At 53.4% G+C, this 25,226-nt stretch carries 22 protein-coding genes and 2 pseudogenes; 8 read left to right on the top strand and 16 right to left on the bottom strand.

Features of this window, described 5'->3' with window-relative positions; genetic code table 11:
• Window positions 1-41: 41 nt before the first annotated feature.
• From DD586_RS07090 to DD586_RS07075, 4 genes are all read left to right on the top strand, one after another.
• Window positions 42-662 (top strand): flavin reductase family protein, encoded by a 621-nt coding sequence (locus tag DD586_RS07090; protein WP_012884130.1) that lies wholly within the window; start codon window positions 42-44, stop codon window positions 660-662.
• A gap of 144 nt (window positions 663-806) precedes the next feature.
• On the top strand, window positions 807-1,703 hold the full coding sequence (locus tag DD586_RS07085) for an alpha/beta hydrolase (RefSeq protein ID WP_012884129.1): 897 nt from the start codon (window positions 807-809) through the stop codon (window positions 1,701-1,703).
• A gap of 30 nt (window positions 1,704-1,733) precedes the next feature.
• Window positions 1,734-2,522, top strand: a complete 789-nt coding sequence (locus DD586_RS07080; RefSeq protein WP_012884128.1) for an enoyl-CoA hydratase/isomerase family protein — start codon at window positions 1,734-1,736, stop codon at window positions 2,520-2,522.
• A gap of 402 nt (window positions 2,523-2,924) precedes the next feature.
• Window positions 2,925-3,818 carry an MBL fold metallo-hydrolase gene (locus DD586_RS07075; RefSeq protein WP_012884127.1) on the top strand — a complete coding sequence of 298 codons (894 nt, stop codon included), beginning with the start codon at window positions 2,925-2,927 and terminating at the stop codon, window positions 3,816-3,818.
• Between the two features lie 97 nt (window positions 3,819-3,915).
• On the opposite strand, the pseudogene DD586_RS07070 reads toward DD586_RS07075, so the two are convergent.
• The 5 genes and pseudogenes from DD586_RS07070 to DD586_RS07055 form a co-directional block, all read right to left on the bottom strand.
• Window positions 3,916-4,565 (bottom strand): annotated as a pseudogene (locus DD586_RS07070) (AAA family ATPase); the annotation flags it as partial.
• 53 nt (window positions 4,566-4,618) lie between these two features.
• Window positions 4,619-4,747, bottom strand: a pseudogene (locus tag DD586_RS21280) (VapC toxin family PIN domain ribonuclease); the annotation flags it as partial.
• 178 nt (window positions 4,748-4,925) lie between these two features.
• Entirely contained in the window at window positions 4,926-5,222 is a 297-nt protein-coding gene (locus tag DD586_RS07065; protein WP_012884126.1) for a YciI family protein, read from the bottom strand.
• 48 nt (window positions 5,223-5,270) lie between these two features.
• The gene (locus DD586_RS07060) at window positions 5,271-5,726 is read right to left on the bottom strand and encodes a nuclear transport factor 2 family protein (RefSeq protein ID WP_012884125.1); all 456 of its coding nucleotides are present in this window, start codon (window positions 5,724-5,726) and stop codon (window positions 5,271-5,273) included.
• 70 nt (window positions 5,727-5,796) lie between these two features.
• Window positions 5,797-6,603: an SDR family NAD(P)-dependent oxidoreductase gene (locus tag DD586_RS07055; RefSeq protein ID WP_012884124.1), complete on the bottom strand. Its 807-nt coding sequence runs from the start codon at window positions 6,601-6,603 to the stop codon at window positions 5,797-5,799.
• A 176-nt stretch (window positions 6,604-6,779) separates the two neighbouring features.
• Between DD586_RS07055 and DD586_RS07050 the strand changes: the two genes are divergently transcribed.
• A complete protein-coding gene (locus DD586_RS07050) occupies window positions 6,780-7,835 on the top strand; it encodes a helix-turn-helix domain-containing protein (protein WP_208855558.1) in 1,056 nt (351 codons plus the stop codon).
• Window positions 7,836-7,999: 164 nt separating this feature from the next.
• Here the strand turns inward: DD586_RS07050 and DD586_RS07045 are convergent, their stop codons facing one another.
• On the bottom strand, window positions 8,000-8,374 hold the full coding sequence (locus DD586_RS07045; RefSeq protein WP_012884122.1) for a winged helix-turn-helix transcriptional regulator: 375 nt from the start codon (window positions 8,372-8,374) through the stop codon (window positions 8,000-8,002).
• Between the two features lie 103 nt (window positions 8,375-8,477).
• Between DD586_RS07045 and DD586_RS07040 the strand changes: the two genes are divergently transcribed.
• Together DD586_RS07040 and DD586_RS07035 are read left to right on the top strand one after the other, a co-directional pair.
• Window positions 8,478-9,596 carry an NADH:flavin oxidoreductase gene (locus DD586_RS07040; RefSeq protein ID WP_012884121.1) on the top strand — a complete coding sequence of 373 codons (1,119 nt, stop codon included), beginning with the start codon at window positions 8,478-8,480 and terminating at the stop codon, window positions 9,594-9,596.
• 65 nt (window positions 9,597-9,661) lie between these two features.
• Complete coding sequence (locus DD586_RS07035; RefSeq protein ID WP_080516764.1) at window positions 9,662-9,826, top strand: tautomerase family protein; 165 nt, start codon at window positions 9,662-9,664, stop codon at window positions 9,824-9,826.
• A gap of 811 nt (window positions 9,827-10,637) precedes the next feature.
• Here DD586_RS07035 and DD586_RS07030 read toward each other — a convergent pair.
• From DD586_RS07030 to DD586_RS06985, 10 genes are all read right to left on the bottom strand, one after another.
• Complete coding sequence (locus DD586_RS07030) at window positions 10,638-11,420, bottom strand: SDR family NAD(P)-dependent oxidoreductase (RefSeq protein WP_012884120.1); 783 nt, start codon at window positions 11,418-11,420, stop codon at window positions 10,638-10,640.
• A gap of 78 nt (window positions 11,421-11,498) precedes the next feature.
• A complete protein-coding gene (locus DD586_RS07025; RefSeq protein ID WP_012884119.1) occupies window positions 11,499-12,590 on the bottom strand; it encodes an alkene reductase in 1,092 nt (363 codons plus the stop codon).
• 463 nt (window positions 12,591-13,053) lie between these two features.
• A complete protein-coding gene (locus DD586_RS07020) occupies window positions 13,054-14,055 on the bottom strand; it encodes an NADP-dependent oxidoreductase (protein WP_012884118.1) in 1,002 nt (333 codons plus the stop codon).
• A 529-nt stretch (window positions 14,056-14,584) separates the two neighbouring features.
• Window positions 14,585-15,154 (bottom strand): TetR/AcrR family transcriptional regulator, encoded by a 570-nt coding sequence (locus DD586_RS07015; RefSeq protein WP_012884116.1) that lies wholly within the window; start codon window positions 15,152-15,154, stop codon window positions 14,585-14,587.
• 466 nt (window positions 15,155-15,620) lie between these two features.
• Window positions 15,621-16,427, bottom strand: coding sequence for an SDR family NAD(P)-dependent oxidoreductase (locus DD586_RS07010; protein WP_012884115.1), 807 nt, complete (start codon window positions 16,425-16,427; stop codon window positions 15,621-15,623).
• A 101-nt stretch (window positions 16,428-16,528) separates the two neighbouring features.
• Window positions 16,529-17,815 carry a beta-ketoacyl-ACP synthase II gene (gene fabF, locus DD586_RS07005; RefSeq protein WP_012884114.1) on the bottom strand — a complete coding sequence of 429 codons (1,287 nt, stop codon included), beginning with the start codon at window positions 17,813-17,815 and terminating at the stop codon, window positions 16,529-16,531.
• 44 nt (window positions 17,816-17,859) lie between these two features.
• Window positions 17,860-18,666 carry an oxidoreductase gene (locus tag DD586_RS07000; protein WP_012884113.1) on the bottom strand — a complete coding sequence of 269 codons (807 nt, stop codon included), beginning with the start codon at window positions 18,664-18,666 and terminating at the stop codon, window positions 17,860-17,862.
• A 43-nt stretch (window positions 18,667-18,709) separates the two neighbouring features.
• Window positions 18,710-21,775: an efflux RND transporter permease subunit gene (locus DD586_RS06995; RefSeq protein ID WP_012884112.1), complete on the bottom strand. Its 3,066-nt coding sequence runs from the start codon at window positions 21,773-21,775 to the stop codon at window positions 18,710-18,712.
• Complete coding sequence (locus DD586_RS06990; RefSeq protein ID WP_012884111.1) at window positions 21,772-22,890, bottom strand: efflux RND transporter periplasmic adaptor subunit; 1,119 nt, start codon at window positions 22,888-22,890, stop codon at window positions 21,772-21,774. Before DD586_RS06990 ends, DD586_RS06995 begins: the two co-directional genes overlap by 4 nt.
• A 93-nt stretch (window positions 22,891-22,983) precedes the next feature.
• Window positions 22,984-23,601 carry a TetR/AcrR family transcriptional regulator gene (locus DD586_RS06985; protein ID WP_012884110.1) on the bottom strand — a complete coding sequence of 206 codons (618 nt, stop codon included), beginning with the start codon at window positions 23,599-23,601 and terminating at the stop codon, window positions 22,984-22,986.
• Between the two features lie 125 nt (window positions 23,602-23,726).
• Here DD586_RS06985 and DD586_RS06980 point away from each other — a divergent pair, with 125 nt between their 5' ends.
• Window positions 23,727-25,211: an efflux transporter outer membrane subunit gene (locus DD586_RS06980; RefSeq protein WP_012884109.1), complete on the top strand. Its 1,485-nt coding sequence runs from the start codon at window positions 23,727-23,729 to the stop codon at window positions 25,209-25,211.
• Window positions 25,212-25,226: the final 15 nt, after the last annotated feature.

The following is a 25,226-nucleotide window of genomic DNA, read 5'->3' as shown; positions in this document are numbered from 1 at the left end:
CTGGCGGCATTACTTGTGCCCGTCCCCAAAGAGGTAAAACTATGACCGACTGGCATTTTTACGAACCGGCGCAGGGGCATTCCCTGCGTCACGATCCGCTCAACGCCATCGTCGCTCCGCGACCGATCGGCTGGATCAGCACAGTCTCTAACGATGGCGTACGCAACCTTGCACCTTACAGCTTCTTCAACCTGTTCAGCTACAAACCGCCGATTATCGGCTTTTGCTCGCTGGGTGCGAAGGACTCGCTCGCCAACGCGCGCGAAACCGGCGAGTTCGTATGGAATCTGGTGACGAGAGAGCTCGTCGAGACGATGAACGCCTCCGCGGCGATGGTGCCAGCACACGTCGATGAGTTCGGGTTGGCCGGGCTGGAGAGTCTGCCTTCTGCCAAAGTGCGGCCATCGCGCGTTGCGGCTAGCCCGGTGCAGTTCGAGTGCGTGGTTACCCAGATCGTGCAGCTTGAGGCGCAGGGCGGCGTGACGCTGCCGGCGTGGCTGGTGTTGGGCGAAGCAGTAGCGATCCACATCGACCGGAAGTTGATCAAGGACGGCGTGTACCAGACTGCGCAGGCGCGCCCGATCCTGCGCGGCGGTGGGCCGGCCGACTACTTCGAAATCAGCGCGGAGCAGCTTTTCAGGCTTGAGCGACCAGTTGATTGACCCGGCACCGAGCAAGATCGTGCATGGGCCGCTCGATGGCGTTCGGAAATTTTCCGCGAAACTCGGTCGCCGCCTACAAGGCAAGGTCGATGCCGGTCACTTTTATACGGCGCCACCTGACATTTTTCTACAAGGAGAACTCCCATGTTTCAACGTACCGATATCTCATTTGAAGCCGAGGGCGGTGTCACACTACGCGGCTGGCTCTATGTGCCCACCGGCGGTACCGGCCCCTATCCCGCCATCACCATGGCGCATGGTTATGCCGGCGTGAAGGAGCACGGTCTGGAGCGATTCGCCGAGAAATTCGCCTCCAACGGCTTTGTCGTCCTCCTGCACGATCACCGCAACTTCGGCGCCAGCGACGGCACGCCGCGCCAGGATATCGACCCATGGCGCCAGATCGCCGATTGGCGGCGCGCAATCAGCTTCCTCGAACATCAGGACGTTGTCGACGCGAAGCGCATCGGCTTGTGGGGCACAAGCTATTCCGGCGGTCACGCGCTCGTGCTTGGCGCAACCGAACGCCGCTTGCGCGCGGTCGTCGCACAGGTGCCGACGATCAGCGGCTTCGAGCAAGGACTGCGCCGCATTCCGCCCGATGCCGTTGCCGCCATTGAAGACGCCTTCGCGGCGGATGAGCGCGCGCAAGCACGTGGTGAGCCGCCGCACCGACAGACGATCGTCAGCGCCGATCCTACCATCCCTGCTTCGTACCGCGCCAAGGATGCCGTCGAGTTCTATCTGCAGCCCGTGCCCGACGGCGCCTGGGAGAATAGCGTCACGGTGCGCTCGACGCGCGCCGCGCGCATGTACGAACCGGGCACGTGGATTGCGCGCGTGTCTCCCACGCCGCTGCTGATGATCGTCGCGCTGCAGGACACGATCACGCTGACCGATCTCGAGCTGGCCGCCTACGAGCGCGCCCTTGAGCCGAAGCGTCTCGTGACGATCCCTGGAGGCCACTTCGATCCGTACATTACCAGGTTCGATCAATCCAGTGCCGCCGCGCTGGACTGGTTCAAGGAACACCTTGCGTAACCTCAACTTACGACAACACAGGAGTCCGACATGTCTCATCTCACCCATACCATCGAGCATGGCATTGCCACGATCATTCTCGATCGCTCGCCGCAAAACCGCATCGACGACCAGATGGTTGACGAACTGGCTACAGCGATCAATGCGATTGAACGCAGTGACGCACGCGTCGTACTGGTGCGCGCCGAAGGCGAGAACTTCAGCTTTGGCGGCGACATCATGCCCTGGCCCGACGACACTCCCCGCCAGTTGCGAGCGCGCTTCGAGGGCCACATGGATGTCTTCAATCACTTCGAACGCCTGCCCTTGCCTGTCATCGCAGTGGTGCACGGCTTATGCGCCGGCGGTGGTTTTGAACTGGCATTGCGCGCCGATGTCATCTTTGCCGCCGAAAGCGCAACGTTCTGCCATCCGGAACAGTCGCTTGCCCTCGTGACCCTGCTGGGCGGCATCTATCGCGTCGCCGAACGCGCAGGACGCGCACGTGCCATGGAATGGGCGCTGACTTCCGAGCGCGTCCCTGCCGCGACGATGGAGCGCTTCGGCGTGATCAACCGCGTTGTCGCCGATGCCGAGCTGCTTGCAGAGGCGCAAGCCTTCGCCGCGAAGTTCGTGCACGGCCCGACACGCGCCCACGCCGCCCACAAGGCCTTGCTGCGCGCCTGGGCCAACGGCGGTGTCCAGACGGCCGACGATGTGATGTTCAACATTGCCATGCCCTTGTTCGAGACAGAAGACGTGAAGGACGGGCTTGCTTCGGCTATCAAAGCCCTAAAGGCTGGCACGCCGCGCCCGGTGCTCGAATTCAAGGGCCGTTGATCCAACACGCAAGCCCTGTCAGGGAGCGGAACATGCCCGAGACGAAGCGGCCCTGTTCCTGGAAACGGGGCCGCGAAATTGACTTGAAACGGATGTCTCGTTCGTTTCTCAGGTGTGGGACTCATGTGGCTCCGATCCGACACCGCTCGCTTCTGATTTGACAGCCACAACGGATCTGCCATCTGGCCCCACAACGGCAGGGCCACCCCTGACTCCCCGTCTTCAGAGATGGTTCACTCGACCCTGCGGCGTTTCCCTGCAGGATGCGATATACGATACCGCCGATTCGACAGCTTCGCCCATGTTAATCAGTTATGGAATCGGCAACAGGCCAAAGACCTTGACATCTTGTACTCATCGTTCCATGATGATTCTGTGAAAACAATTATATAGGAACGTTATATGTATATGAAAATAAATGGAATTATAAAAAACCTCCTGATGCTTTGCATCCTTACTCTCACAGCTGGAACAGTTTTCGCCAGCCAATCAGTCAAAGTTTCCGATCTGACTTTTCATGTATTCACTTCAGAAGATGATGGCTTTTTTGATAACTCAGTGATTGTTGAGGGGGATAAAGAACTCCTGCTGATTGACGCGCAACTTACTCGAGCGAATGCGCTTAAAGTCCTCGATTTGATACGATCGCTCAAAAAGAATCTTAAGCAGATTTATATCACTCACGAACATGCTGACCATTTTTTGGGGTTGGAGGTCTTCAAGGATGCTTTTCCACAAGTGGAGATTTTAGCTAACTCTAAGGTCGCGAGCCGTATAGATGAGGTATACAAGGCCAAGCTTGAAAAGTGGCATGGGATACTGTCGTCAAAGGCTGCTACCCGTGAAATTCCCATAACCAGATACGATGGAGACCAACTCAGTATTGAAGGTACAAAAATCGAGATTCATAAACATCTTCAGGGGGATACTGATGAGAACTCCTACCTTTGGTTCCCAAAAGAGCGTGTCGCGGTAGTCGGTGACATGGCCTATGACCAAATGCACGTTTATACCGTCGAAACGACGCCTGAGAGCCGAAAACGCTGGGTTCAAAATCTCGATGCGCTTGCAAAACAAAACCCTAAAATTGTTATTCCAGGGCATAATTTTCCAAATAAAAAACTTGACGCCTACAGTGCAATTTATTTCACAAAACAATATCTTTTGGTTTTTGAAGAAGAACTTTCCAAATCAAGCAGTCGCGCCGAATTTCAAAACCGCATGAAAATAAAATATCCAGATGCAGAGCTTTTCTTTAGCGTTGAAAGAGCCTCCGCCAAGTTTTTAGATCAATAACTCTTATCACAATTATACCCAAAATAATTCGAGTTGCAGGACAGCACCACGCGTTGCGTTTTGAATAACGCAACGCGTTGCCCATTGATAGGCCGAGTATCAGGATAAACTCAGCATCCCCCTCCACGAACAGCACACGTTTCGTCGGCGCAAATTCCAGCACGTTATTGTCCGGGGCTTTCATAAAGAAGGCTGCAGTCTCAGCGGAAAACTCATTCATCAGTACCGGCCGGGTGGCACCGAGTAGGATTGCCTTACGCAGATCAAGGCGTGAGGAGATAATGGCTGCTGATTGCCGGAGAATGTGCTGAACCGGACGGAATAGTATTCATAGGGGAAATTATCAGGATCCTGCTGCAGTACATGGTGTATATCCTGACCGCATTCTGAGCCCGTCCGCATCCATCCCCGTCAGATTTTGCCTGCCGTTCAGGTCAGGATCTCCCCCTTCACTGAGGAACACGTCAGCCGTCAGCACGGGTAACAGATTGGCGCGGCGCTCCCCATCCTGAAAGCGTCTGACCGCTGACTGCGAAAGGAGCGATTCCTCCCCCCCAGCGCCTCGACCCGGTGCCGACTGTCGCTCAGCACCAGATCCAGCGCCAGCGCCAGCGCCAGCGCCAGCAGAATAGTGCTCTTTCCGGATTCATTGTCCCCGACAAGAATATTGCGATCGGCACTGAAGCGCAGATCCCGTTCCGGAAACTTTTTAAAGTTTTGCAGCATCAGACGCGTGATGAGAGCCATCCCTATTCCTTTCTGTTCTGCTGCGGTCAGCGGTGCCCATGCGCGTTACAGCACTATTTTACCCAGTCTTCCAGCATCAGATCCTGTACGCGCTCAAATTCCCGCGTATCGTTGGTCACCAGCACGGCACCGGCGGCGATGGCGTGCCCGGCAATTGCCGTGTCGTTCGGGCCTATCGGCGTGTCGGGATTACACCGGGTTCCATAACGGTCAATGGGTCGCGTGCCGCCGCATAAACTTTACTTGCTCCGGCAGCGAGCAATGCGCGCACAAAAGCAGCACCCAGACCTCTATTTGCACCTGTTACCAGTGCGACAGAACCTTTAATATTCATAGTAACACCTTTATAAAGTTGAAAAATTAATGACGTGAGACCAGATGAAGCATGACGTAGTGCTCATAATGGCCCACACCATTTTTTACGATCGGGTCTTGCGAGGTGAATGAGGTAATATCTTCGTTGTCTGCGATTTGATAAAGCGAGACACCATAACCATCGCCGTCATCAATCACAGGACCATGTGCGACGATAATGCCCTGCTCAAACAACTTATTTAAAAAAACGCCATGCTGCTCCATCCACTCTCGCTCTTCGGCAGACATCGTTGTGAGAAAATCAGCACGTGGTGGGATCCATTTGCATAAATAGTTTTTCATGTCATCTCCTTTATATTCGTCACACAGCAGATTACAGGTGCGTTGGCTTTATGACTCGGCAGAATGCTGAGCAGCGGCAAGGCGCTTTCCTGCTTCGGCAGATAAATTCAGCACCACATTTGCAGGACGCATCATGACCATGAAATCAGTGATTTTGCCTTCCTGATTAAATTCAACCAGATCAACGCCAAATATAACGTCATCACCGACTCGGGCACTGAACTCAAGGACATATCCGGTGCTACTGCCGAAGTGCCGCAGGTATGTAAAATCTTTCATTACACTGAAAACGGCCGCAAGAATAGCTACCATCGTTTCCTTGCCATGATAGGGTTCAATCGCTGCCGGGTTGCGGAAAATAACATCCTCGGTAAGCAGATCAGGGAGACTGTCCCAATCCAGCGCCGCAACAATGCGATGCCACTCTTTAAGTCCTGCCTGAGCCGCCTCATGAGGCAGGCCTGTAGTCATGTCCGGAACATGATTTGAATTAACGTCAGTCATTTTTATCTCCTGAATTAAAATAATATGTTGTCTTAAAACAGCGCTGGCCTTGTTTATTTATATCCAGTATTTACTTCGCTGTTTTGACGCTTTTAAGAATTGAGCTTTCAAACATTTTCGGCATATAGTTTTGTAGGAAAAGAATCATTCCTGTCATCTTGCCGACAGGGTTACTGAACTTCGGTTTTGAGGTTTGGATAAGTTTAGCGATGGTCGATATAACGGCGTCTGGTGCTTCCGCCTCATCTATTCCTTTTTGCGTGAAAGTTTGTACCTGTCGCCGGTAGGCGTCATAGTCCGCGATAGTGTGGCCTGTCGGTGAAAACGAGTTATCGCCAAGACTCGTTTTGAACCATACAGGCTCAACCATGCTGACGCTGATAGTAAACTGGTCCAGCTCAAAACGCAGGGACTTAAAGTAACCTTCAACCGCGTGTTTTGATGCCGTGTAATAAGACAGATTCGGTGGCCCAATCAAACCGACAATCGAACTGACGGTAATGATCTGCCCACTCTTCTGTTTGCGAAAATGAGGAAGCAGAGCATTCGTGACTTTAATAGTGCCCCAGAAATTCGTTTCGAATTGCTTGCGTCCAACATCAATTGGTGTTTCTTCAGCAATGCCTGTTACCATATAACCTGCATTATTGATGAGCACATCCAGTTGTCTGGTATGAGCAAACAGCTCTTTTGTGAATGATTCAATAGAATGGTCATCGTCAATATCGAGACGTATCAATTTAAAAGGTACTTTGCTCGCATATTTCTCAGGTTGACGGCTGGTACCAATAACATTGAAACCCTCGTTATAGAGCTTGTTGGCAAGCATCAAGCCAAAACCTGACGACGCACCTGTAATTAAAATTGTTTTTTTCATTTTATCGACCCCTGAACTTTTTCAATAATGAATTTAGAGGGGTATTGTGTCGCTAACGCCCACCGCCTTTCACTAGCGAAACACGCCAATTTAATAGCGAAACGCGCCAAGCGTGGTCTGGTTAATTGGCGTCTTTTGCTATTGAGATGGCATGATCTGCGATATAGACTTGACGCATGACTACAGAAAAAGCACAGACATTACATCATCGAAACAATTCCATGCGGGACTATTCAATCTGGCCGGGTTGGCGCTTGTTGATGCAGGATGCAGGCATAGAAGCCTCACCGGTTTTGCGTCGCGCGCAGCTTCCGGGCGATCTCTTCACACGCCAAAATGTTCGCTTGGATCCGGAAAATTTTTTCAAGCTCTGGGTTGCTATCGAAGCTGAGTCAATGTCTGTCAATGCCGATATCCCTGCCGCATTGCAGATAGCAAAGGTGATGTCGTCTGACTGGTTCGATCCCGAGCTTTTTGCAGCACTTTGTAGCTCGAATATGCGTTGTGCTCTCGATCGGATGGCAACGTATGTCAGGCTTATCGCGCCCATGATAATCAAGATAGACCGCTCTGGTGTACACACCACAGTCTCAATCGATTTTATGGATAACACCAAGCCGCCGCCTGATGTGTTTCTTATCTTTAAACTGGTGTTTTTCGTACAACTTGCACGTTTAGCGACACGTACTTTGGTGCAGCCATTGCGCGTCGGCTGGCCATTGGCAATAGAGACACAACGTGACCATGCGCTTGCCTATGAGGCTTTTTTCGGTACGCCTGTTACAAATAGCCCTTTGGCTACGTTGATATTTTTAACTGAAGATATGGAGAGGCCGTTCCTGACGGAAAATCACAAAATGTGGTTGTTCTTTGAGCCATCTTTACGTCAGAGATTGGCTGATTTAGATCAGATGGCTGGCATGTCAGAAAGAGTGCATAGCACTTTGCTGGAAGCCTTACCAGCCGGAGACGTATCGATGCAGATCGTGAGCCGAAAACTTGCCGTCAGCACACGTACACTGCAGCGTAGGCTTCAAAACGAGGGTACGTCCTTTCAACAAATTCTGGATAATGTACGTAAGTCTCTCGCACTTCACTATTTGCGCAACACCAATATGCCAGGCGCGGAAATATCTTTTCTACTGGGTTTTGAGGATTCCAACTCCTTTGCCCGAGCGTTTCTGTCCTGGACAGGAAAGACGCCGCAAGCAGTACGAGGCGTTGTCGAATAAATCGAACGTCTATGAACGGCAGGATCAGATAATGCACCATCCAGACAACTGCCCCTAACCTTCACTGCCACACTGCCCTTTCATTTCACGGTTCGGACGGTTTTTCGCAGCACGTCAGCAGGCAGAGTTGCACTAAAATAATACATCTCAGTGTCCACCTTTTCTCATTTCATTTCAGCAGCCTGATCAAACTGCTGCCTGGCGGCTTCGACTTCAGGCAATTTATCGAGCGTCCATTGATGTAGTTCACGAAATGGTTGCTGTAAGGTCCGGCCCAGCGGAGTGATTTCGTATTGTACTGCCACAGGCGAGAAGGAAAGAATCTGTCGCGAGACCAAACCATTGCGTTCGAGTTTCCGTAGGCACTGCGTCAGAGCCTTTTGAGTAACGCCCTCAAGTCGCCGTTTAATGGCATTATATCTCTGTGGTCCATCATCTAGTACAGCCAGAACCATCATTGACCATTTATCTGCGATTTGGTCGAAGAGCGCCCGACTCGGGCAATCCGATGAGAAACACTGTGGGTGTAAAGTCAGCATAATGGGTTTCCTTTGATATACCAGGGCTATTCAAGGTGCCTAATTGACATCAGGTCTATAAAATATACCTAATATGACTCCCAACACAATGGAGTCGATTGGTATGTCTCAAAATAAAACCAGCATTCTGTTTAGTCCCTTTTCTGTCCGTTCTCTTCAGCTTAAAAACCGGATCGTAATGGCACCTATGACGCGGCTTTTTGCACCGGATGGTATACCGGGAGAAGCAAATGCGGCCTATTACCGACGTCGTGCAGAAGGAGGCGTCGGCCTGATCCTTTCGGAAGGCACTGTTGTCGATCGCCCGGCGTCCCGCAACGATTCAGGTATCCCCTTTTTCCATGGGGAAGCGGCACTGACTGGCTGGAAAAACGTGATTGATGCTGTACACAATGCAGGCGGCCGCATGGCACCGCAGATCTGGCATACAGGTGCAGCACGTTATATCAACGGTTGGGAACCAGATGCCCCTGTTGAAAGCCCGTCAGGTTTCGATGCGCCTGGAGACCCACGCGGCGTTGCAATGAGTGAAGAAGATATAGCGGATACAATTTCGGCGTTTGTAAAGGCAGCATCTGATGCTAAACGCCTGGGCTTTGACACGGTCGAAATCCATGGAGCTCATGGATTTCTGATAGACCAGTTCTTCTGGGCGGGTACTAACCTGCGAACCGATCGTTACGGCGGTACCACAATAAAAGAGCGTACGCGCTTTGCCAGGGAGATTGTCTCTGCTGTTCGTCATGCAGTCGGCCCCGATTTTCCGATTATCATGCGAGTCAGCCAATGGAAGCAGCAGGATTTCGGAGTCCGAATTGCCGAGACTCCGGCGATGATGGAAGAATGGTTACTGCCGCTGGTTGAGGCAGGCGTCGATATTCTGCATTGCTCACAGCGCCGGTTCTGGGAACCGGAATTTCCTGAGATTGATGGTGAAAACGGCCTGAATTGTGCGGGTTGGGCGAAAAAGGTGACTGGAGCAGCAACAATTAGTGTCGGTTCAGTTGGACTGGATAACGATGTTACTAATGCTTTTGCTGGAAAGGGATCTGCTCCTGCAAGCCTTGAGCGACTCATTGAACGCATGGAGCGCGAAGAGTTTGATCTCATCGCTGTGGGGCGTGCTCTGCTAAGCGACCCTGATTGGGTAACTAAAGTAGAAAGTGGTAATTACGCATCATTAAATGGATTTAATCCGGCATCCCTTGCCGGGCTGGTTTAAAGCTGCATTTAGCAGAATTAAGCTGCAACGCACTTTCTAACTAGCCGAATTGTAAAAGCAGGACAGTGGAGCAGAAACGCAAGCTCGCAGAGTTGCTCACCCAATACGCACTAGAAAAGGCTGGTGTCAGCCAGGACAATGTCACCCTTATAATGCATGCTATTCCCTTGAAAAGCATGCGCTTCGGCGGTGGAAAATTGGTCTCTGACATCAACCTTTCTATGCTTTGAGTAAACAAGTAAAGAAAGACGAATCTGCCTTGTTCCTGGAAACGGGGCCGTAAATTTGCCTTGAAACGGATGTCTCCTTCGTTTATCAGGCGTGGGGCTCATGTGGCTCCAATCCGACACCATTCTCTGGACAAGTATCGGGATGAATATAACCACTGCTCAGGCCAAGGAACTACGGACACGTACCGAACCGGAGACATGGACTGTATTCCTTGTGCCCGCTGCTAAAGAGGTAAGACTATGACCCATGGGAGATTCCTTACGGGGCATCTCCCATGCATGCAACACAGGCTCTCAGAATTGCACCTAACGAAGCCGAACTGGATACGGTCACGACGTATCCAGTCATAATGATAGCTTACCCAATACATCATCACGCTTATGCAGGGCTTTAGTTTCCATACGAATATCAAAAGTGATCATAAGCTCCCTTGTATTCAGAGGAGCCGATTCCCCCTTGGATCAGTTTTGCACCGTTGGTAACAGATTGCTGGGAAGCAGACCACACCAGGCTGATAATTAGCGCTACTAAAGTTACTGGCAACGTAAGAGCGCCCTTGAAATGCTTACTGCATGGTGGTTCCTGACTAAGGAGATATTATCAGGAGTGTTCATCACTAAGCACATCTGCCGTTCGGGATAGTAATAGCATGCGGCAGTCGTGCTGTTGACCTATCGGAGATGCGCCTGTGGTTGTTGGATATTAGCCTGATCAACTCGCAGATTGATCAAATTTCCGCCTGACTGCTAAGCCTCTGCATATATGCAGAGGCTTACAAACCAGCCCGAAAATCTCACTACGCTCTTACCGTTAGGCTCGATACCGTTCTGCAACGTCAGCCTGCCGAATGTCAGAAATCAACGCCTGTCGTGCTTGATCAAGCGTTTTCCAGTATTCATCATCTTGCAGGGGCGGAATGGTTACAAGTTCGCGACGATCAAAGCCGACCAGCGCAGCATCCACCAGAGCACCGACTTCCATCATCTTGGCGAAGGAACTGATATCGACGCCTGCGCGCTCCCAGATCTCGGTATAGGTTCCAGCAGGAAGAACCGCCTGAACATAAACCCCTTTGGGTGACAATTCCAGGTTCATTCCCTGAGAAAGAAAGAGGACAAAGGCTTTGGTTGCGCCATATACTGACATATTGAATTCAGGTGCCAGACCGACTACCGAACTGATATTAACGATTGCCCCTTTACCATTTTGTACTAAACGTGGAGAAATGGCGCTGGAGAGGCGTGTCAGTGCAGTTATATTGAGCGCAATAAGTCTGTTAATAGAGTCTGGAGTCTGATCAAGAAAATATCCCGATTGTGCTATTCCGGCATTATTTATTAAGGTTTCTATTTTTGAATCGTTTTTCAGACGCTCTTCTACAATCGCCAGTTCATCAGATTGAGTCAGGTCAGCAGGAAGAATGTCAGCAGCAACGCCATATTCCTGATTTAAACGAGTGGCAAGGGCCTGCAGCCGTACTTTATCACGTGCAACCAACACTAAATCGTGGCCGCGTTGGGCAAAACGCTCTGCATAGGTTGCACCAATTCCAGTAGAAGCACCAGTAATCAAAACAGAAGATTTGGTTGTCATATTTATATCTCTTTAATGTTGAAATAAATTTGTGCAGGTGAATCTCACCGCACATGAGTACTTAAATACCTACAGTTATTAGATATCGCTATTAACTAAGAAAGGATAATCGGTGTAGCCTTCAGCCCCTCCGCCATAAAGTGTTGCAGGGTTAAGCGATGCCAAAGGCGCCCCCGTTTTTAAGCGTTCAACCAAATCCGGATTAGCGATGAAAGGACGCCCGAAAGCGAAGAGATCAACCTTATCTTCGGCGAGCTGTTTTTTCGCCAAATCAAGATCATAGCCGTTATTACCTATATAGGTATTCTTAAACCGCCGACGCAGAGAGTCGTAATTGAACGGAATGTTCTCGCGAGAGCCGCCTGTCGCGCCTTCAACAACATGAATGTATACGATACCCAGAGTATTAAGCTGATCTACGATGTAATCGTACTGCTCTTGAGGGTCACTGATGGAAATCCCATTAACCGGAGAAACAGGTGAAATACGCACACCAGTACGTTCTGCACCAATCTCTTCAGCAACAACGGCGGTCACCTCCAGTAATAGCCGGGCACGATTAGCGATTGATCCCCCGTAGTTATCTGTGCGCTTGTTCGCGCCATCTTTAATAAACTGTTCCAGCAAATAGCCATTAGCACCGTGAATCTCTACGCCGTCAAAACCGGCAGCCATGGCGTTGGATGCCGCCTTACGAAAATCCTCGACGATGGACCGGATCTCATCTAGCTCCAGTGCACGCGGCTCTGATGCATCGGAAAAACCATTGTTAACAAAAACTTTTGTCTCGGCACGAATAGCTGAAGGCGCAACGGGCGCAGCACCTTTAGGTTGCAGATCAACGTGGGAAACCCGGCCTACATGCCACAACTGCACGAATATCCGTCCACCTTTGGCATGAACGGCATCAGTGACTTTGCGCCACCCCTTGATTTGCTCCTCTGTATAAAGGCCGGGGGTATCCTGATACCCCTGAGCCTGTGCCGAAATCTGCGTAGCCTCCGTAACTAACAAGCCTGCGGAAGCGCGTTGCGCATAGTAAGTCGCAGCAAATTCACCGGGAACAAGGCCTGAACCGGCACGGTTACGTGTAAGCGGAGCCATTACAATATGATTCGTTAATATCAGAGAACCCAGTTTGTAAGGCTGAAATAAACTGTTATCTGTCATTTTACTTCCTTTTCTGTTTCGCACTGTATCATTATGATGACGATCACAATCAATAAAGTCAACACTATTGATGTCAACAATAATCAATAAATCATCATTGAAAATTTTAACTTAAAAATTAATTGGTTATGAGAAAACAACACACGGTTTAGGCCTGAATATGGTTAAAACACAGCGAGGGACCACGTGAACGTTTCCTCAACGATTACCTTTCAATGCAAAGACTGGTTTTTGAATATGTCAGAATGAGATGAGAGGCGTCAGCCTGTTTAATCAGGCCGACACTATTTGAATGGCTTACGGATACAGCGAGTTTGCCAAAAACGCCGTTTTAGCGGTTCTGTTCTATCGAGAGGATGAACGCGTCGTACAATATAAATTTTTTGAAGCAATTAGATAAAAGAAGGATATAAAAAAATTCCAACTATCTCTTATTTAAAAGAGATCATCATAAGTCATGTCATTACACCAGTTTAATAACAACCTTTCCCTTGGCTCGACCAGTTTCAAGATACGCCAGTGCCTGTTTGGCATCCTCAAATGAAAATACTTTGTCTATCACGGGATGAATACTTCCTGCCTTAAGAAATTCAGAGATCTCTTCGAGCTGCATACCATCTGGATGTACAAACAGGAATGAATACTGTATATCCCTTTTTTTAGCGAGACGGATAATTTTCCAACTCATCAGCTTAAAGATAAATTTCATCAGAAAATTCAGGTCTCGTGCATGGGCAAAGGCCGCATCAAGAGGACCGATTAGCGATACAACTCGGCCATGGGGTTTTAATATATTGAGCGACTTTTGAATATGATTGCCTCTCACCGTCCCAAGGACTACATCATAGCCCTGTAAAATCTCCTCAAACTCCTGCTTCTTATAATCTATTACTTCATCTGCCCCCAGACGCCGAACCAGCTCCAGATTGCCCGTACTTGTCGTTGTGCCCACTGTAGCGCCAAGTTGTTTAGCCAGTTGAATAGCAAACGATCCAATCCCACCTGAACCCGCTGGTATGAAGACCTTTTGCCCTGGCTTCAGATGTGCACGTTCTTTTAACGCCTGCCATGATGTGAGTCCCACCATGGGAATGGAAGCAGCCTGAACAAAGTCGAGGTTTACAGGTTTGTGTGCTGCCGCACTTTCGGGAACAACAGCAAAGTCCGCCAGTGCACCTATACCCATATCGAAGATACTGGCAAAAACTGCGTCTCCCGGTTTGAAACGAGTTACACGGCTTCCAACTGATTCAACCACCCCAGCAAGATCACTGCCAATTGTGGCAGGGAGAGTAAACTTAAGTACCGGCTTGAATGTTCCTTTCGGGATCATGTAATCGATTGGGTTTAGTCCCACCGCGTGAACCTTCACGAGAATGTCGTTTGGCTGAATTTCAGGACGCGGAATTTCGCCGAATACAATGTTATCGGCCTTACCATATTCTTTGAACATGAGTGCTTTCATATTCGTCATCACCTGTAGGGAGTTTGGTTAACCTTATGCTGCATAAACACAATTTTTGTATGCAATCAATATGTAGTCAGTTGAACAACGCTGAGAGCTGCCAATCAACAGAATGCTCATGTCACGCCGCTGCGTCAGACTATTCCAATACTATACATTGATGTCGATCATAATCAAACCATCACGAAAAATAAAATGATGATTATCATCTTTACTTTGGTTAACCAAGGGAAATACCCGCAGATACGAAATCATGAGCATTCTCTCAGTGAGAACTGGAGAGATATATTATCTCTTTGTTTTATTTTAAATTAACTGTGATTTTCCGCCTTTATGGCTGATGGGCATGGGCGCTAATTGCAAACGTTCCAGATAACAACAGAGCGCTTAATGTATCGATACTCACCGCAAAGTAGCCTCTTCTCTTCATAACCACAAAAATGACTTATCCGGGGCTGTGCGCACCGGCCAAAAACCGGTGTGCCCAATCGGATTTATCAGAGTGAGCATACAATATCGCTTTTTCTGATTAGCTATCTTTTGATACCAGCCGTGAAAGGATCTCCCGGCAACAAACATCCAGAATTTCATCTGCCAGTGGCGAGTCATCAGGACAGGAACGTGACAAAATGACTGCACCAACACAATGAGCTAATATATTGATGATTTTTATGCGCATATCCTCATTGTCACCAGCGGTATTTCCGCCCCCCAGCAGAGCAAGCTGTCCTTCTATACCTTTATCAAATGTCGCTTTAATCGTTTCATTCTGACGCGCTGCATCACTACACAAAGCGGCCATAGTACAGCCTTTATTTCGGCCATCTCTGTGTTCCCGCGAAAGATAATGCTTAATAAAATCAACAATCTCTACTCCATCCATTTTCATTTCAGATTGTGAAAAACCGCACGCAGCGGCCTCCGCCATCAGATCAGCTTTGGAATCGAAATGTTTATAAAATCCGCCATGGGTGAAGCCTGCCGCCGCCATGAGATCAGCTACCCCTACGCCGTCGTAGCCTTTTTCCCGGAACAGCATCGAAGCTGTTTCGACGATATGTGCTCTGTTCGCCTGCACCTGTGCTTTGGTGACCTTCATATTTAACCCCACTCTCTCAATGTAAATACTCAGTACTCAGCCTCTATTTTACATTGATGTCATGCATAATCAAAGTAGTTGGCTTTTTTTGATTTTGATCATCATCATAAAAGCATTGCTTCGTGAAGCCTTCCGGCGGTCCGGACGTGCTGGTTGAGGCTGCTGCTGGTGGGGCCGGTTCCATAGCAGTACAACTCGCAAAACGGTATGGTGCAGGCAAGGTCATCGCCGCCGCAAGCACACCTGAAAAACGCGCTCTTGCACTGCTCGTGGAAATGAAGTGCACTTTAATTCAGACATACCAATTCAGCCCATGATTGCGCTCGGACCATCAAGTAAAGCGCTTATCGAGTGGGCGGAATTAAGGCGTAAGCATGCGGCGACAAACCAGATAAAAAAATAAGGCCGAGCGTGAAATACGGCTTCACGCTCAAGCCAACAAGGGGATGGTTTAGCTGTGTCGGGTTTAGGCTCTGGTACCCACATCTCCCCAGGCTTCCCATGTTTTGAGCCGCTCGGCATAAACATACGGGATAACCTGGCTGGCAAGCGGGCCAAAGAAGATGCGCAGCGGCGGGTCGTCGGCATCGACTACTTTCAGCAGCGCCGGGCCAACGATATCAGGGTCGGCGATCGGCATAGCGGAAAAACTGGCGTTAAACGCATCACGCACGCCGCTGTAAGACTCCAGCGGTGAGGCGTAAACCGCGGATGCGGAAAAATCGGTGCTGAACGGGCCGGGTTCGACAATCGTTACGTTAATGCCGAAAGCGGCGACCTCCTGGGATAACGCGTCGGCAAAGGCTTCGACAGACGCTTTAGACGCGCTGTAGATGCCGGTTGTCGGGAAGGAGGCGAGGCCGAGCACGCTGGATAACATGATGATATGGCCGCTGCCCTGAGCGCGCAGGTAGGGCAACGCGGCCTGTGTCACCCACAGCGTACCCAGCACGTTGGTCTCGAATTGGGTGCGTACCTCTTGCTCGCTCATCTCTTCAATCATGCCGAAAACGCCATAACCGGCATTGTTGACGACGACATCCAGCCGTCCGAAGTGCGCGTGCGCCTGACTGATAGCGTCGGTTACGGCCGACTTATCGGTCACATCCAGCGATAACGGTAAAACCGCGCTGCCATAAGCCACAACCAAATCGGCTAGCGACTCGATAGTCCGAGCGGTTGCGACAACTTTATCGCCACGCTGCAGTGCCGCTTCGACAAAGCGGCGGCCGAAGCCGCGAGAGGCTCCGGTGATAAACCAAATTTTACTCATAGCAATGTCCCTTGATGTTGACGCAGTAATAACGTGAGAACATGAGGCGGAGCACGTTGTGCCAGCGCTTAGCCTGATGATATTGCCTCGACGATCGCTTCTTAATCCGCCTCCCAGCGACGAAACAGCACGCTGGCGTTCACCCCGCCGAACCCAAATCCATTCGACAGGGCATACTGCATCGGCATTGCTCGTGCCGTTGTCGTTACCAGATCAAGGCCGTCGGCCAGCTCATCCGGATGGGTCAGGTTGAGGGTTGGGGGCACGATTTGATCGCGCAACGCCAGAACCGTGAAAATGGCCTCGATGCCACCGGCCGCTCCCAGTAAATGACCGGTACTGGATTTGGTGGATGTGATCGCGACGCTGGAGTCAGTTCCGAACACCGCGCGAATGGCGCTGAGCTCTCCCCGATCGCCGACTGGCGTAGAGGTAGCATGTGCGTTGATGTGCTGAACCTCGCCGGGAGTGATGCCTGCTTGTCGCAGTGCTTGCTGCATCGCACGTTGCGCGCCGTTGCCATCTTCCGGGCCGGCCGTCAGGTGGTAGGCATCGGCGCTGGTGCCGTAGCCGACCAACTCCGCCAACGGACGTGCGCCGCGCGCCAGTGCGTGGTCGAGGGACTCTATGACCAACAGTCCCGCGCCTTCGGCCATCACAAAGCCGTCTCGGTCTCTGTCAAAGGGGCGCGAGGCTTCCTGAGGGCGATCGTTGAATGCGGTCGACAGCGCTCGGGCTGCTGCAAAGCACCCGAGAGTGACGCGGTGTAATGCCGCCTCGGTGCCACCGCATAAGGCGATGTCCGCTTCGCCGCTGCGTATCAGCCGTGCCGCATCGCCGATAGCTTGCACGCCCGCCGCACAGGCGGTGACCGGCGCGCCAATCGGTCCTTTGAAGCCATGCGCGATAGAAACATGGCCAGCCGCCATGTTGGCGAGGAACGAAGGGGCGGTAAATGGCGACAGCCGACGCGGCCCGCGCTCGTCGGTGGTACGCACCGCCTCGGCGATGGCGCCGAACCCGCCGATACCGGAAGCAATAATCGTGGCTGTTCGCTCGCGTTGAGACGCTTCGGCAGGGCTCCATCCCGCCTGAGAGAGCGCTTCTTTGGCGGCCATTAACGCAAACTCAATGAAACGATCCATTTTCTTGCGTTCTTTGGGCGCAATAACCTCCCCGGCGTCATAACCCGCCAGCGGATCGTCCTGGCGATCCGGCACCTGCCCGCCGATCAACGTGCCGGTACCCTCGGTAAACTCGGCAGGTAACGTTCGAATACCTGATTGTCCGGCCAGCAGGCGAGACCAGACGTTTTCGGTGCCACATCCCAATGGCCCGACAATGCCAGTTCCTGTCACGACGATACGTGTAGCGTTTCCCGTACTCATGGCGTATTACCTCTAACAGACTGATATGAGCGCTAAATCAATGTTCAATTGAGCCCGAAGGTTTTACGCAAACTGGCATCAACCGGTCCGGCAGGCATAAAACGGCGCAGTTTACGTAGCAGAGAGGCTTGCCCTGACGGTGTGCGGCGCATCTGCCATGGTCCCAGCGCGGCATCGACAATCGTGGCTGCCACCCCTTCAGGATCGGGAGCACTGTTGACGCTGTTGACGATGGCGTGTGATGCCTGTCCCCGCTCGCGATTGTAGCTGTCGAGTTTGGCGCTGGTCTGCGGCGCGTTGATATCCAGATTGGTTCGGGTGAAAGAGGGCTCCACCAGCGTAACGCGGATACCAAACTGGCGGACTTCGTGGTCCAGACTTTCCGTGAGTCCTTCCACCGCATGTTTGGACGCGGAGTACAACCCCATGTACGGCGCCGGGAGGAAACCGAGCACCGAACTGACGTTGACGATCCGCCCACTGCCCTGCGCGCGCATGAGCGGCAACACCGCCTGCACCGTGCGCAAAATACTGAACACGTTGGTCTCGAACAGAGCGACGGCTTCCGCCGTCGAGGTCTCTTCCACCGCGCCGACTAAGCTCGTTCCCGCGTTATTGATAAGCACATCAATGCGTTGAGCACGCGCCACTATCGACTGAATGCCGCGCTGTACGGCGTCGTCATCACGCACATCCATTTCGATCAGTTCCACACCGGGCAAGGCCTTCGCGGTATTGATGTTGCGCACGGTGCCGAAGACCACACAGCCCTGACTGGCAAATTTCTGTGCTGTCGCACGTCCTATGCCTGACGAGACGCCGGTAACCACCACAACCTTTTGTTCTGACATAGCAAGTCCTCTCAAATTAGATAATTAATGGTCAGTGGACAGATCATGCATGGCGAACCGCCTTGATCTTGAACCAGATGGAATACATGGCCGGCAGGAACACCAGCGTCAGGACCGTCCCGGCCAACGTGCCGCCAATCAGCGTGTAGGCTAGCGTTCCCCAGAACACCGAATGGGTGAGCGGGATGAACGCCAGAATCGCCGCCAGCGCCGTCAGGAGCACTGGTCGGGCTCGCTGGACGGTGGCTTCGACAACCGCACGGAACGGATCCAGCCCCTCCTGTTCGTTGTGGTGGATCTGCCCAATCAGTATCAGCGTGTTTCGCATCAGGATCCCCGATAGCGCAATCAGGCCAACCAGCGCGTTGATGCCAAATGGCTGCTGGAACAGCAGCAGGGTCGGCACCACGCCGATCAACCCCAGCGGACTGGTGGCGAACACCATGACCATGGCCGCCATCGAGCGCACCTGCAAAATGATGATGAGCAGCGTGAGGGCGATCATGATCGGGAAAAGCGGCAGCATAGCTTTCGTCGCTTTGGCGGATTCCTCGATCGAGCCAGCCTGTTCTATCCGATAACCAGCCGGAAGACGCGCGATGACAGGTTGCAACTGCGTCATGATGGCGGTGGAAACATCCGGCGGTTGCAGTCCTTCGGCGATGTCGCCGCGAACCGTGATAGTCGGTGTGCGGTCACGGCGTCGCAGGATCGGGTCTTCCATGCGGATGTCGACCGACCCTACCTGAGACAACGGGATGCGCTGCCCGGCGGAACCGACCAACGTAAAGTCGGCGATTCTGGCGGGATCAAGGCGGATATCACCCGCCGCACGGCCGACAACCTGCACCGAACGAATATCTTCACGTACATCCGTCAGCGGGGCACCGCTCAGCAGGAACTGCAGTTGCAAGGACACCGAGTTGGTGGTCAGCCCTACCGCCTGGAGACGGTCCTGGTTGAGCGTGAAGTGCAAGGTTGGAACACGCGGTCCCCAATCCGTATTGACGGTGCGCATCATCGGGCTGGCACGCATCACTGTCCCGACTTCATCGGCGATGGCGCGCAGCTTGTCCGGATCCGGCCCCATGACGCGGTAGGCGACGGGGAACGGCGATGGCGGGCCAAACACGATCTGAGTGACACGCACCTGCGCTTCCGGCGCTAAGCCGTCGGCTATCGCCTCGCGCAACCTGAACTTGAGGGCTTCGCGCTCTTTATCGTTACCTGCCAGCACCACGATTTTGGCGAATGACGGATCAGGCAATTCAGGTGACATGGCGAGGAAGAAACGTGGCGCGCCCTGACCGATGTAGGACGTCACGATCTGCGCTTCTTTCTGCCGCGCCAGCCAGGCTTCGACTTTCGCGGTGGCGGCGCTGGTTTGCTCGATCGAGGTGCCGTACGGCATCTGCACTTCAACCAGCACTTCTGGCCGGTCGGACGTCGGGAAGAACTGTTTCTTGACGGCCCCCATGCCAAGCACCGATACCACGAACAGCGTGACGACTGCACCGGCGACGATCCATTTGCGGGCAATGACGAGGCCCAATACTTTCCGAAAACGGTTGTAGTGGCGGGTGTTGTAGATGGCGTCGTGTCCGCCCTCGACCTTCTTGATATCCGGCAGCATTTTCACTCCCAGATAAGGGGTAAACGCCACCGCCACCACCCAGGAAGTGATCAGCGCGATGCCGACGATCCAGAACATGTTGCTGGTGTATTCACCGGCAGTGGAGCGGGCGAACCCGTTCGGCATAAAGCCGATGGCGGTGACCAGCGTACCGGAAAGCATCGGGGCCGCCGTGTGGCTCCAGGCATAGGCCGATGCTTTGATGCGGCTATACCCTTCTTCCATTTTCACCACCATCATTTCGATGGCGATGATGGCGTCATCCACCAGCAAGCCCAGCGCCAGAATCAGCGAACCCAGCGTGATGCGGTCAAAATTTTTGCCGGTGGCGGCCATGATGACAAACACGGCCGCCAGCGTCAGCGGCACCGCCGCGGCAACCACGATACCAACGCGCCAGCCCATGCTGATAAAACACACCAGCATCACCACCAGCAACGCGACGAAGAATTTGACCATGAACTCGTCGACGGCAGAACTGATGTTGACGGCCTGGTCAGTCACTTTGCTCAAGGTCATACCCAGGGGAAGCGCTGCGTTGATCTTGGTGACTTCCGCTTCAAGCGCCTGGCCGAGCTTAAGCCCATTCCAGTCGTCACGCATCACGACGCCCAGCAACAGCGCCGGTTCACCGTTGCTGCGGACCATAAAGGTCGAAGGGTCTTCATAACCGCGCTCGACGGTGGCCACATCCGCTAACTTCAGTGTCCGTCCCTGTGCCACGATAGGGGTCTGGCGGATTTTCTCCAGGTTATCGAACGCGCCATCGACACGCACAAACACCTGCGGTCCTTTGGTCTCGATGGAGCCCGCCGGGGTCAGCACGTTCTGGTTATTGAGCGCGGCGAAAATATCCTGTGGCGTGACGCCCAGCGTCGCCAGACGGTCGTGGGAGAACGAAACGAAAATGCGTTCAGGCTGCTCGCCGATAATATTGACCTTCTTCACTCCGGGAACGTGCAGCAGTTGCTGGCGCAAGGCTTCCGCATCCCGTACCAGCAGCCGCTGCGGTTCGCCTTTGGCTTTGAGCGCAAACAAGGCGAACGTCACGTCGGCATATTCGTCGTTGATGAGGGGGCCGATAACGCCAGCAGGCAATTTTTTGGCTTCATCCCCCATCTTTTTACGCGCCTGATAAAACTCCTCCTGCACCTCTGAAGGCGGCGCGCTATCAAGCAGAGAAAGCATGGTGATAGCCAATCCGGGGCGGGTGTAGGTTTCCGCGCGATCGTACCAGCGCAACTCCTGCAGGCGTTTTTCCAGTGGTTCGGCGACCTGATCCTGCATCTCTTGCGCCGTGGCTCCCGGCCAGGCGGTGATGATCGTCATCTGCTTGATGGTAAACGGTGGATCTTCCGCGCGCCCAAGCTGAAAAAACGCGAGGATACCGGCGACAGAGATCAGGAAGATCAGAAACAACGTAATGGCACGTTCGCGTACCGCGAGCGCCGACAGATTGAAACGGCCTTCACTCATGGACGGCCTCCCGCAGTAGCCGTCGTGGCGGCAACAACCTCAGCGATCCGCACCGCTTCGCCTTCGCGCAGCAGGTGCGCGCCGAGCGCGACGATCTGTTCACCTTGTTGTATCTGGCCGGTGACGCGTGCAGTGTCGTCGCTCATCGTCTGAATGGCGACCGGGCGCCAGGTTACCGTCGCCGGTTCGCCGTGAATCACCCACACGCCCGGCCCTTTGCCGGCGTCAAACAGGGCGGCCAGCGGCACTTGCAGGCTTCCGTGCGTCGCGGATTGCGGGTCGGGGATACGGATCATCACCGTGGTTCCCAGCGGTGCATTGGCCAGCTCGCCTTGCAGTACATAGCGCGCTTCGAATGTGCGCGTCAGCTTGTCCGCCGTGTTGGAGAGTTGTCGCAGGGTGGCCGGACTGCCGGTGCCTGCCTGACCAAAGCGTGTTGCCAACCCCGTTGAACCGAGCGCGGGGCGCAGCGTTTCCGGTAGCTGGATAATCGCTTCGCGCTGCCCGGCCTGCGCCAGACGTACGACGGTTTGCCCGGCGCTGACCACCTGGCCCGGTTCGGCCAGCGTGTCCATGACGATGCCGTCACCATCGGCGACTAATACCGCATAACGGCTGGCATTCCGGGCCACGTCGGCCTGAGCCTGAGCGGCGCTGAGCTGGGCTTTGGCTGCGTCTGCCGCTGCTTTCACCTGGTCGTAAGCGGATGACGATATCGCGCCGGTTCCACGCAGGTCACGGTAGCGGGCTTCATCTTCAGCGGTTTGTAACGCCCGCGCACGGGCGGCGACTACCGCTTCCTGCTGCGCGCGAGCGGCGAGCTCCAGATCGATGGGGTCAAGGCGCATCAACGGCTGACCGCGTTTCACGGCTTGCCCGGTATCGACCAGCCGTTCCAGTACTTTGCCGGAGACCCGGAACCCTAAATCACTCTCTATTCTGGCGGCGACCGTTCCGGTAAACGTCCGTGATGCAACCTCTGAGCCCTGTATCGTTGCGGATCGTACCAGTGGCGCCTGCGTTCGCGGGTCGGAGGATGTTTTTTCGCCGCAGGCGGCCAGGGCAAGCGGCAATGCGCAGATAACTGCAAATGAAAGGAGGCGGCGACGAGCCATAAGTAGAGTCCCCTTGACGGATTAATCAGGAGACCCATCTTCAATCAAGTGACCAATTTAGTCAATAGTCACCATTTCGTATTTGCTGCTGAACTATGGCGATAAGCTACGCAGTATCAGGCTGGACAATTGCGCCGGTGCTTCGTCGATGTAATCGAAACTGTACTGCAACATCAGTGGGCTGAGATAAGGGCGCATGACGAGATAAATCGCTGCTGCCGTTTCATCAAGCGGCGTTTTTCGTTCAAAATCCCCGCTTTGTCGACCTTCCTGCAAGATGTCCTGCAGTAATTTCTGGATGCGTTCCTCATAAGCGCACGCTACCTGCCAGCGTTCGCTGGCGGCCGATGCGGCAATTTCATACAGCTTTCGATCCTTAAAGAACAAACGAAGGCTGGCTTCGACGATGGCCTTAAACATCCGCCGCAGCTTCTCCGGAGGCCGATCGGCTTCCTCAACGGCGGCCCGAACTTCTAACTCGATCTCTCGCGAACAGTTGGCGCAAATCATTTCGCCAATTGCCTGCTTGGATGGGAAGAACTTGTAAATGTAGGCCTTGGAAAAGCCGATAGCTTTGGCGAGGTCAGAAACGGTTGTCTTTTCATAGCCATAGCGGCTAAAGTGCGCGGTCGCGGCGCTCACTATCTGATCCCGTACATCATGATCAGCCGGGCCCCGGTTCGACACGGGATAAGGGTTTTCTTTACTCATAGTTTTCAATTTGCCCCTGACGTAATACACAGGGGGAGAAGTTTACCCCCTGACCTTCTCGTTGACAACGAGTGACCAATTTGTAATATGGTCACAAATCGGTGCAATGTCTATGGTGGAAAAATATGTTACCCAAGTCTCCCGTTATCGTCCTTACCGTGGCTGGTTTGTTAGCCGGTTGTGCTGTCGGCCCTGATTACACCCGGCCTGCCGTGTCAATGCAGGAAAAATACCTGGGTCAGGAGGCTGTTAATCAACGACATGCCGCCACCCATGCCGAGCTTCTGACGTGGTGGGAAGGGTTCGGCGACCCGCAATTAACCCGATTTGTCACGCAGGCGTTGCAGCAGAATCTTTCTCTTGCGCAGGCTTCCGCGCGTGTGGCGCAGGCTCGTGCCGGTCTTGGCGCGGCGAATGCCGCACTGCTGCCTTCCGGCAACCTTTCCGGTCAGGCGGGCCGTGCCTACCAGTCTGTCGAAACCCCGTTGGGGAGAGTATTGAACTCGACACCGGGTTTCGACCGCTACGGTAATACTTACGAGGCCGATCTCGGCGCCAGTTGGGAGCTGGATGTATTCGGCGGCCTGCGCCGCGGGCGGGAAGCGGCTCTTGCCGAGTATCAGGCGTCTGAAGCGGGAGTGGCGGCAACCCGTCTGGCGGTAGCCGCACAGACCGCCGACATCTACATCACGATTCGTGGATTACAGGCCCGCCTGAACGTCGCTCGTCGGCAAGTGCAAACGCAGCAGGATTTGCTCGCCACCATCAACCGCTTATACGGCAAAGGATTGGCGGCAGAGCTTCAGGTAAAACAAGCCGAAGGCGCGTTGGCACAGGTGCAGGCATCGGTGCCGGTTTTACAAACTGCGCTGGATACGGCGATGAACGCGCTGGATGTGATGCTGGGGTCAGCACCGGGCACAAACCGGGCTGTACTGGTGGCTGAGACCAGCGCCATTCCCGCCGCGCCGCAAATCGCCGCCACCGGCACGCCGGGTGAGCTGCTTCGACGCCGACCAGACCTGATCGTGGCGGAGCGTCGCTTAGCCGCATCCAACGCGCGTATTGGTGTCGCCATTGCCGAGTATTACCCCAAATTTTCCCTGAGCGGGCTGCTTGGCAGCGCGACGACGGTATCCAGTGGCAACCTGTTTAGCAACGGCGCCAGCCAATCGTCCGGGGTGATCGGTTTGCGCTGGCGGCTGTTCGATTTCGGCCGCATCAATGCGCAGATCAATCAGGCCAAAGGCCAGGAGGCTGAGATGCTGGCAGCCTATCGGCTGGCGGTATTGCAGGCGACTGAAGATGTGGAAAACGCCTTCTCGGCGCTGGTTAACCATGAGGAGCAGGCCCGCGTGCTGACGCAAGGGGTTGATTCACTCAGTCGGGCGCGGGATGCGGCGTTTGCGGCCTATCAGCACGGCACCCTTAGCCTGATAGAGGTGCTGCAAGCCGACGAAAGTATGCTGCGGGCTTCCGATGCACGACTTCAGGCGCAAGCCGAATCCGCCCGTGCGGCAGTCGCGGCGTTCAACGCGCTCGGCGGCGGCTGGCAACCCGGTGAAACGGCGGCGTCAGTTCCCAGTCAGCACAGCAAGAGCGGCGTTTAAATGTTATTCATCACA

The organism is Dickeya parazeae Ech586 (genome assembly GCF_000025065.1).
In the GTDB taxonomy this organism is placed as follows: domain Bacteria; phylum Pseudomonadota; class Gammaproteobacteria; order Enterobacterales; family Enterobacteriaceae; genus Dickeya; species Dickeya zeae.
The sequence above is the reverse complement of the archived record's forward strand: the minus strand, read 5'-3'. Positions and strand labels throughout refer to the sequence as shown.